This is a genomic window from Streptomyces sp. NPDC055013 (assembly GCF_053608645.1).
In genome coordinates, this window is the sequence record NZ_JBSGVW010000017.1 from 138,212 (window position 1) to 147,152 (window position 8,941).

An 8,941-nucleotide genomic window follows, 5' to 3' on the forward strand; every position below is an offset into this window, starting at 1 on the left:
CACCGCCGGCGGAGGTCACGACTGGGCGGCACCACCCACCGGGGTGATGCCGCCCAGTCGCGTGTGGTGGGCCTCCCGCCGTCGCGGGAGGCCGGCTGTCACAGGAAGTAGGTACCCGGATCCATGCCGAGCAGGACGCGCCCCTGGACCTCCAGGTTGGCGTCGCGCTGGACCAGGGCGTGCAGTGAGAAGCCCTGGATGTCACGGTGGAAGCGCTGCAGGGCGACCTCGCGCCGGATGACCGAGCCGCCGCTCGCCGCGTACAACAACTCGACGGCCTCCTTGGCGAGCTGTGCCGCATACGCGGTCCGGCCGCGGATCACGGCCTTCTCCTCGTCGGTGGGCTGCTCGCCCACGTCGGCCCGGGTCTGCAGGACCTCCAGCCACAGGTCCGCCAGGGCCTCGGCGGCGTCGATCTTGTTGGCGGCGGTGGCGACCTGGATCTGGGTGAGCGGGTGCAGCTTCTGGTCGGTCCAGTCCGTGTAGGTGATCCCGCGGCCGGGCAGCCGCTGGAGGAACAGCTCGTAGGCACCCCGAGCGATGCCGGTGAACGCGGCCGCGACGCCGGACAGGACGTACCCGAGCAGACCGTAGTTGCGGCCGGTGGCGCCCGTGTTCGCGCGGTCGCCGGTCGCGCTGACCATGGCCTCCTCCAGGGAGACCACCCGGTGGGCGGGCACGAACACGTCCGCGGCGCTGGTCGTGCAGCTGCCGGTGGCGGCGCCCGAGCTGACGTGCCAGTCGTCGGTGACCTTCAGCTCGGAGACCGGGACCAGGGCGACGAGTTCCTCATGGGTCCCGTCGGGACGCTCCACCATCGCCGCCAGCAGGTCCCAGTCGGCGCCCCGGACACCGGAGTTGTAGCCCCAGGTGCCGTTGAGGCGGTAACCGCCGTCGACGGGGGTGAGCGTGCCGGTGGGGGCGAAGACGATGGAGACGCGGGCGTTGCCGCCGGCGAAGACCTCCTTCTGCGCCCTGTCGGGGTAGAGGGAGGCGCACCAGGTGCTGGTGAGCCACACCATGGTCAGCCAGCCGGTGGACGGGCAGCCGCGCGCGACTTCGGCGATGACCTTGAACTGGTCGGCCGCGCCGAAGTCCAGCCCGCCGTGGGCGCGGGGCACCGCGGTGCGGAACACCCCCGCCTTGTCCAGCAGTTCGATGTTCTCGTCGGGGATCCATCGTCGCTCCTCCGCGGACGCGCCGTTCGCGCGCAGGGTGGGGACGACATCGCGTACGGCGTCCAGCACGGACGCCAGGTCATGCTGTTCGGTCACTGGTTCTCCTCGGGCCTTGTGAGGGTCATCTGGGTTTTCCGGCACGGCGGAGCCCCCCTGGTGCACCAGGGGGGCTCCCGGGCGTACTAGTCGGCGACGAGACCGCTCGCGGCCACCGGACGGTCGATGGCCATCAGCCAGCGGCCGTCCTCGACGCGGCGCAGCACATCGGTGCAGATGCCCTCCAGCCGGACCGGCTCACCGTCCGGGCCGGTGGAGTCGATGGAGTACTCGACACCGATCAGCGCCACGTCGCCGGCCACGTAGGAGTGGGTGACCTTCGCCTTGAGGGTCGGCTTCGCGGCCAGGAAGTCCTTGAAGAACTTCAGCCGGGCGGCGCCCGTCAGGGGCTCGCCGGAGAAGTTCGATATCGAGTCGTCGAGGTAGAGACGGTTGAACAGCTCGCCGTCACCCGAGTTGAACACCTGGATGAAGATCTCGTTCTGGATGTCCGTGTCGGAAGTGAGGTCGGGCCGTTCCGGGTCGAAGGGGACGGTGAAGGAGGTGGCTGACATGGCTGTGCGGTTCCCTTCCGGGGGGTGGGTGGGTGATGCGTCGGCGGTCATTCCTCGCCCGCCGCCTGCCGGGCGGCACGCAGACCGGACTCGATGGCGCCGTCGATGTAGCCGCTCCAGCCGTTGGCTATGTCGCCGCTGGCGAAGGAGAGCCGCCCGCTGGTGAAGGTGACGTCCGGGTAGAGCGTGGTGAGCTGGCGCGGCTTGCGGAACGCCCAGCCGCCGCGCGCCCAGGGGTCACGGCCCCAGTCGTGCGCCTTGAGGCCGATGATGTCCAGGTTCACGCCGAGCTGCTGCACGGCCTTCTTCACCTGGGTGACATTGGTCGGATCGAGCCCCGGGTCGGTGCTGAAGGCGACGTAGAGCATGCCCTCGCTCGTCTCCTTGAACGGCAGCAGCATGGGGATCGCCGAGCCGCCCTCGGCGCCCTGGCCGTAGACCCGGCCGGCTCCCTTGCGGGCGTGGATCCACAGCTTCACCGCGTTGGAGACGGCGATGCCCTGGGTCGTGGCCGTGGTGAGGGCCGCGGGCAGGGACGGGGTGAACTTGACCGTCTTCAGGGCGTTGACCGGCATCGCGACGACGACCGCCTTGGCGCTGTAACGCGTGCCTGAGGTGGTGGTGACGTACGCGACCGATCCGGTGTCGTTCACCGAGGCGACCGGTGAGCTGAGCTTGATCGTCGGCTTGGCCTCGTTGACCATCGCCTGGAGCAGCGCCTTGGTGCCCTTGGCGATGCGCCAGCGCATGGTGTCGTTCCAGCCCTGGTTGGTGTGGCCGGCCAGGGCCCACCAGTGGGCGAACATCGTGAAGGCGCCCGCCGTGCTGGCGCCGCCGGAGTAGACCGCCGTCTGCCCGTTGACGAGGAGTTCCTCCTCGGGGGTGAGGGCGAGCTGCTTCAGGCGGTCGCGCAGCGACAGCTTGTCCAGACTCTGCAGCAGGTCGGCCCGGTGCAGCGGCTGGAACGGCTTCTCGAAGTACGTCCGCGAGCCGTCAAACATGCGCTCGAAGAGGGTGCCCATCCGGCCGAACCCGTCCTCGGGCGTGAACTGCCGCGGACCGTTCGGTGTCGGCAGCCATGTGGTCGAGATCGGCTCGTCCTCCTCCAACGCCAGGGAGTAGCGCGTGAGTTCGGCGCCGAGGTAGGGCTGGGTCGGCTCGACCCAGGTCCCGCCGCGCTCGATCAGCCGGCCGCCGTAGGTGTCCGTCCAGGTGCGGCCGCCGAGGCGGTCGCGGGCCTCCAGGACGAGCACCCGCTTGCCGCGGGCGCGCAGCTCGCGGGCGGCGGTGATGCCCGCGAACCCCGCGCCGATGACGACGACGTCCCAGTCCGCCGCCTCGGCGACCCGGGTGGCGGCCGAGGCGACCGGGGCGACGGCGGGTACGGCGACGGCCGCCGCCCCGGCCGCCTTGAGCAGGGTGCGGCGCGTCGGCCGCTGCCGGCTGGTGGGTCCGGTGCTGTGCATGGTGCTGTGTGTCCCCCGTGTACTAGGTGCGGGCCCGCCGTGCGGAACCGACATCTCACTCATGAGCCAAGGTGCTTTCGGGTCTGCGTGCCGCGACGCGCTCGGCGGTCAGCTCGCCTGGCCGTACGGGTCGTCGATGGCGTAGCGCCACACCCCGTCCGCACCCCGGGTCAGCACGTCCACGCCGACGCCCGCCAGGTGCTCCGTCGTGCCGTCCTCGCCAGGAATGTCGATCGTCCAGTCGACGATCATCAGCGCGGTCTCGCCGGTCACGAACACCTGCCGGGCCTTCGCGGCCATTCGCGGGCGGGCTTCCAGGAATTCCCGCTGGTACTTCCGGCGCTCGTCACCGCTGAGCGGCTTGCCCGGTTCCCAGACGGCGACGGCATCTGCGGTGTAGAACTTCTCGACCGTCTCGAAGTCGCCGGCATTGACGGCCTCGACGTAGCGGGCGGTGTGGTTTTCCAGTTCCGCGACGAGCTCGGACATGGCGGAAATCGACCTGCCTTCTTGGCTGGAGAACGTTTGGGAGGAACGTTCGGGAGAAAGGAACGTCCAGTGGGTGCATGCACGGTCGGTGCGGGCGCTCGTGCATTTCCGTGGCCGACACTATTCGGGCAGGTTCAACGTTCGAGCCACGCTGCGGTAATGCCGTGGTCTCACGGCGGTCGGTGCGGACCCGGCACCATGCAAAAGTGCCGCCGGGCGACTGATTGCGAGTGGGCCCGCGGGGCATGGGGCGCTCAGTGGGGAGGGGCTAGGCCTGGCGCACCCGGCCGTCCCAGCGCCAGGCGCCGCGCCGCGGCAGGCTCGGCAGCCCGGTGCGTCCCGTGCACCACAGCAGCGTCTCGGCGGGGGAATGGCCGGCCGGCGCGTCGGGGAAGAGCCGCTCGACCACGGGCGCCGCCAAGGCGTCCGAGGGCGTGTACTCCACACCTACCGCCTGCGCGATGTCCCGCCCGTGGACCACGAGTTCGAGCACGCCCATCGCGGCGAAACCGGCCGCGTCGGAGTGCCCGTACGGGTGCCAGGCGCGGACGTCCGGCCCGGTGTCGCGGACGGTGCCGGCGAGCAGCGCGCCGGCGATCCGGATGCCTTCGAGCGCGGCAGGGACGGGGGCGTGCCCGTCGATCGACGAGAACAGCGTGATGTAGCGGTCGGTGGGGCGGGCGATCAGCAGACCCGCGTAACCCACGACCCCGAGCGCGATGTGCGAAAGGGTTTCACGACAGCTCCAGTCCAGATCACCCGCCTTTCCGCGCCAGTCCTGATCGGCGCCCTTTTCGAGTGCCGAGGTGGTGTCCTCGGCCGCCGTCCGTACGAGTTCGGGCCATGAAAGAGTCATGTGGGGATGTTCCCATACGAGAGGCCGCGCGCACCGTCCGCTCATTTTCCGGTCTGCGTACGGTAATTGCCCGGTAATTGCGCGGCAGTTCCGGCTGGTTTCCCGGAGATGTAGGAGTGATGACCGGGCGATGAGCGTGCTCTTACTGAGTACTCCGGACCGTTCAGTAAGGTTTTGAACTGCCCGGAGAGCGCTGGGTTCTCGCGCCTCCCGACCGGCAGTAGGAATCACTATCGAGGAGCCGGAAATGGCTACGAACGACGACCTGGCAGCCGTACTGGAAGCCGTGGACAGCATTGTCCCGACCCTCCGTGAGAACGGGCGCGCCGCCGAGGACCGCGGCTGGCTGCTGGACGAGAGCATCGAACTCCTGGAGAAGGCCGGGGTGTTCCGCATGGCCGTGCCGCGCCGGTTCGGCGGGCTCGACCTGCCGCTGGCCGACCAGGCGCGGGTCATCACCGAGATCGGCCGTGGCTGCCCGGCCGCCGCCTGGGTGACGATGGTGTGGGTGACGAGCACCTGGACGGCGACGCTCTACCCCGACCGGGCCCAGGAGGAGGTCTTCGCGGCCGGCTCCGTCAAGATCTCCAGCGCGTTCGCGCCGACCGGCGTCGCTGTCCCCACCGAGGGCGGTTACATCCTCAACGGCACCTGGAAGTTCAACACCGGCTGCAAGGGCGCCGACTGGGACTTCACCGCCGCGATGGTGCGCAACCCGGACGGCACCGAGGGCGAGATCATGGCCCTCGTCCCCATGGACCAGCTCAGGATCGTCGACGACTGGGACGTCTCCGCGGGCGCCGCCACCGGCAGCGCCACCGCGGTCGCCGAGGACGTCTTCGTGCCCGCCCACCACGCCGTGTCCTTCGAGGAGGTCATGGTCAGCGCGACCGGCGACCGCTCCAACACCGGTGCCACCGGGCGCAACTACGGCCTGCTCAGCTTCGTCATGGCGGAGTGCGCCGCGGTGTTCATCGGCATCGCTCGGGGTGCCTACGAGCTGTTCCTCGAGCGGCTGCCCGGCCGCGGAATCACCTACACGGACTGGACCGACCAGAAGCTGCACCCGCTCACCCAGATCCAGGTCGCCACCGCCGCCAACAAGATCGACGCCGCCGAGGCCCTGGCGACCCGCTGGCTCACCCTGCTCCAGGAGCGCGCCGACGCCGGCGAGCAGCCCACCGACGCCGAGAAGGCGATCGTGCGCGGCCAGACCGGCTTCGCCGCCCAACTGGCCAAGGAAGCCGTGCAGATCCTGTTCGACGCGGGCGGTGGCTCGGTCATCCGGCGCGACGTCCACCTCCAGCGCTTCCACCGCGACATCCAGGGCTTCTCCCTGCACGCGCTCGCCAACGCCGACGTCAACCTCGAACTCCAGGGCCGCGTCCTGGTCGGCCTGGAGCCCGGCACCGTCTTCCTCTGAGTCGACGCACCTTCCCCGGGGCTCCGCCCCCGGACCGTTTTCCCACCGGCACGCCCCGCGGGCCGGACCGTTCAGCAACACCACTTCGTACTGGAGGAATTGATTCATGGGTGACAACCACACCTCGGTGTCGGTGCTCGGCCTCGGCCTGATGGGGCAGGCCCTGGCCGCCGCCTTCCTGAAGGCGGGTCACGCCACCACCGTGTGGAACCGTTCGGCGGACAAGGCCGACGGCCTCGTCGCGGACGGCGCGGTGCTCGCCGCGAAGCCCGCCGACGCCGTCGCCGCGAGCGACCTCGTGGTCGTGTGTGTGTCGACGTACGACGTGGTGCACGACGTCATCGGCTCGCTGGGCGACGCCCTGCACGGCAAGACCGTGGTCAACCTGACCACGGGCTCCTCCGAGCAGGCCCGCCAGACCGCCGAGTGGGCGGAGAAGAACGGCGCCAAGTACCTCGACGGCGCCATCATGATCACCCCGCCTGGCATCGGCGCCGAGACCTCGGTCCTCTTCTACGCCGGCGACCAGGCCGTCTTCGACGCCCACGAGCCCGTGCTGAAGCTCCTCGGCGGCGGCACCACCTACCTCGGCACCGACCACGGCAAGCCCGCCCTGTTCGACGTGTCGCTGCTGGGCCTGATGTGGGGTGCCCTCAACAGCTTCCTGCACGGCGTCGCCATCGTGGAGACCGGAGGCGTCAAGGCGCAGGAGTTCCTGCCGTGGGCGCACATGTGGCTCGACGCCATCAAGATGTTCACGGCCGACTACGCCGCGCAGATCGACGCCGGCGACGAGAAGTTCCCGGCCAACGACGCCACCCTGGAGACGCACCTGGGTGCCCTCAAGCACCTCGTCGAGGAGAGCGAGGCGCTCGGCGTCGACACCGAACTGCCCAAGTACTCCGAGGCGCTGATGGAGGGCATCATCGCCCAGGGCCACGCCAAGAACAGCTACGCCAGTGTCGTGAAGGCGTACCGCCGCCCGCAGCAGTGACCGGGTCCGGCAGGCGCTTCACCCCCTGACGAAGGGGCCGGTTCTGAATCCCCCGTCGGAGCCGGCCCCTTCCACATGTCCGAACACGGCGGCGCGGAACGCGGTCCGGTGGACTGGGTCGTCACCTCGCCGGTCGTTCCGGCCGCTGAATCCACGCGACGCTTCCACGCGATGGTTCCGCCCGTCGAATCCGCGAGTCGATTTCCTGCGCCCTTTCCCTGCACCGTTTCCCTGCACCGATTCCCTGCACCGATTCCGTGCGCTGTTTCCCTGCGCCGGTCCCGTGCGCTTTCCGTCCTGCAATTCCCGCTCTTCGCGAAAGGTGTGTTCCATGACCGAGAACGGCGACAGCACGACCCCTCGCGCCCACGGACGCGTCACCAGAAGAACGCTCCTGAAGGCGGCCGGCGCCACCGCGCTCACCGCCGGCGTCGCCACCGCGACGGCACCCTCCGCCGCGGCCGACGGCAATGCCTACGACGCCATCGTCGTCGGCGCCGGATACGCGGGCGGCACCGTCGCCCGCGAGCTGGGCGCCCGCGGCATGAAGGTCCTCGTCCTGGAGGCGCGCGGCCGGATCGGCGGCCGCATCGAGCCCGGCACGCTTGCCGGGCAGCACATCGAACTGGGCGGCGGCTGGTTCGGCCCCGGCCAGGACCTCGTGGCCCGCGAACTGCGGCGATACTCGCTGACCACCACCGAGGACGTGCACGCCACCCGCATGGTCATGCCCGGCCCGGACGGTTACGTCAGCCACACCCCGCAGGAGGCAGGCGCCCGGCTGAACAGCCTTTTCGCCGACTTCTACGCCGGCTCCGAGCAGTACTTCGAGCGGCCCTACGAGCCACTGCACCGCAAGGACCTGCTGGCGTCCGTGGACCGCCTCTCGCTCGCCGACCGCATCGCCCAGCTCCAGCTGAGTGGGGTCGACCACGACTGGGTGAGCGGCGCCACCTCCGTGTTCGCCGGCGGCAACCGCACCGGCTCCCTCACCGGACTCGCCCAGTGGTACCAGCTCGCGGGCGGCACCTACGACCGGTTCCTGTCGGTGATGAGCCAGGTGCCCCAGGGCGGCATGATCGCCGTCCTGGAACGGATGCTGCGCGAGTCCGGGGCGACCATCAGCCTCAACTCCCCGGTCACCGCGATCCGCGAGCGCGGCGGACTCACCCAGGTGCAGGTCCGCGGCGGCCGCGTCCACCAGGCGCCGGTCGTCGTGCTCGCCACGCCCGTCAACACGTGGTCCACGCTCTCCTTCGAGCCCGGCCTGCCCAAGGTGTACGCCGACGCCGCCCGCGAGGGCCTCGGCGTCCCGCACGCCACCAAGCTGTGGCTGCGGGTACGGGGCACCTCCGAGGCGGTCTCCGCCCAGGCACCGGAGGGCGCCCCCATCCTGCTGCTGATCCCGCAGAAGGAGCTGCCCGACGGCCGCATCTTCGTCGCCTTCACCGGACCCTCCCTCGACGTGTCCGACCGGCAGGCGGTGCACGCCGCCGTCCGCGGGCTGCTGCCGGAGGCCCGGGTGGTCGAGTACCGGGCGAAGGAATGGCACAAGGACCCGTACGCGCGAGGCGGCTGGGGCCTGCGCCGGCCGGGGCAGCTCCTGCGTCAGCTGCCGGACATCCAGCAGCCGTTCGGCCGCATCGTGTTCGCGGGCGGTGACATAGCGAGCGGCTGGAACGGCGCCTTCGTCGAAGGCGCCCTGGAGTCCGGCTTCCGTGCCGCGGAACAGGCCGCCGCCCTCGCGGGCTGACCGACGGCAGCGCCATGACCGGGCGGTGGGAAACGGGGAGTGCGGTTCCCGTCCATCGCCCGGTCATGGCGCCTTCTCTTTTTCCGGCTCGCTTTATCCCCGAGGAATTACCGGAGCGAGGTCGAACACTGAGAAGGGGGAGAGACCACCCTGCCTACGATCGGGCCGAAC

8 protein-coding genes are annotated in these 8,941 nt (G+C 70.3%); 3 read left to right on the forward strand and 5 right to left on the reverse strand.

The window, feature by feature from the left end; translation table 11 throughout:
- Window positions 1-98: 98 nt before the first annotated feature.
- The 5 genes from ACWGDB_RS22545 to ACWGDB_RS22565 all read right to left on the reverse strand — a co-directional run bounded on the left by ACWGDB_RS22545 (window position 99) and on the right by ACWGDB_RS22565 (window position 4,600).
- The gene (locus ACWGDB_RS22545; protein WP_453824034.1) at window positions 99-1,274 is read right to left on the reverse strand and encodes an acyl-CoA dehydrogenase family protein; all 1,176 of its coding nucleotides are present in this window, start codon (window positions 1,272-1,274) and stop codon (window positions 99-101) included.
- A gap of 86 nt (window positions 1,275-1,360) precedes the next feature.
- On the reverse strand, window positions 1,361-1,789 hold the full coding sequence (locus ACWGDB_RS22550) for a YybH family protein (protein WP_453824035.1): 429 nt from the start codon (window positions 1,787-1,789) through the stop codon (window positions 1,361-1,363).
- Window positions 1,790-1,836: 47 nt separating this feature from the next.
- Entirely contained in the window at window positions 1,837-3,255 is a 1,419-nt protein-coding gene (locus ACWGDB_RS22555; protein ID WP_453824036.1) for a flavin monoamine oxidase family protein, read from the reverse strand.
- A gap of 108 nt (window positions 3,256-3,363) precedes the next feature.
- Complete coding sequence (locus ACWGDB_RS22560) at window positions 3,364-3,744, reverse strand: YybH family protein (protein WP_453824037.1); 381 nt, start codon at window positions 3,742-3,744, stop codon at window positions 3,364-3,366.
- 268 nt (window positions 3,745-4,012) lie between these two features.
- On the reverse strand, window positions 4,013-4,600 hold the full coding sequence (locus ACWGDB_RS22565; protein ID WP_453824038.1) for a maleylpyruvate isomerase N-terminal domain-containing protein: 588 nt from the start codon (window positions 4,598-4,600) through the stop codon (window positions 4,013-4,015).
- Between the two features lie 247 nt (window positions 4,601-4,847).
- On the opposite strand from ACWGDB_RS22565, the gene ACWGDB_RS22570 reads away from it, so the two are divergent.
- The 3 genes from ACWGDB_RS22570 to ACWGDB_RS22580 all read left to right on the forward strand — a co-directional run bounded on the left by ACWGDB_RS22570 (window position 4,848) and on the right by ACWGDB_RS22580 (window position 8,770).
- A complete protein-coding gene (locus ACWGDB_RS22570; RefSeq protein ID WP_453824039.1) occupies window positions 4,848-6,023 on the forward strand; it encodes an acyl-CoA dehydrogenase family protein in 1,176 nt (391 codons plus the stop codon).
- 106 nt (window positions 6,024-6,129) lie between these two features.
- Window positions 6,130-7,017, forward strand: a complete 888-nt coding sequence (locus tag ACWGDB_RS22575) for an NAD(P)-dependent oxidoreductase (RefSeq protein ID WP_453824040.1) — start codon at window positions 6,130-6,132, stop codon at window positions 7,015-7,017.
- A gap of 331 nt (window positions 7,018-7,348) precedes the next feature.
- Complete coding sequence (locus ACWGDB_RS22580) at window positions 7,349-8,770, forward strand: flavin monoamine oxidase family protein (RefSeq protein WP_453824041.1); 1,422 nt, start codon at window positions 7,349-7,351, stop codon at window positions 8,768-8,770.
- The last annotated feature ends 171 nt before the right edge of the window (window positions 8,771-8,941 follow it).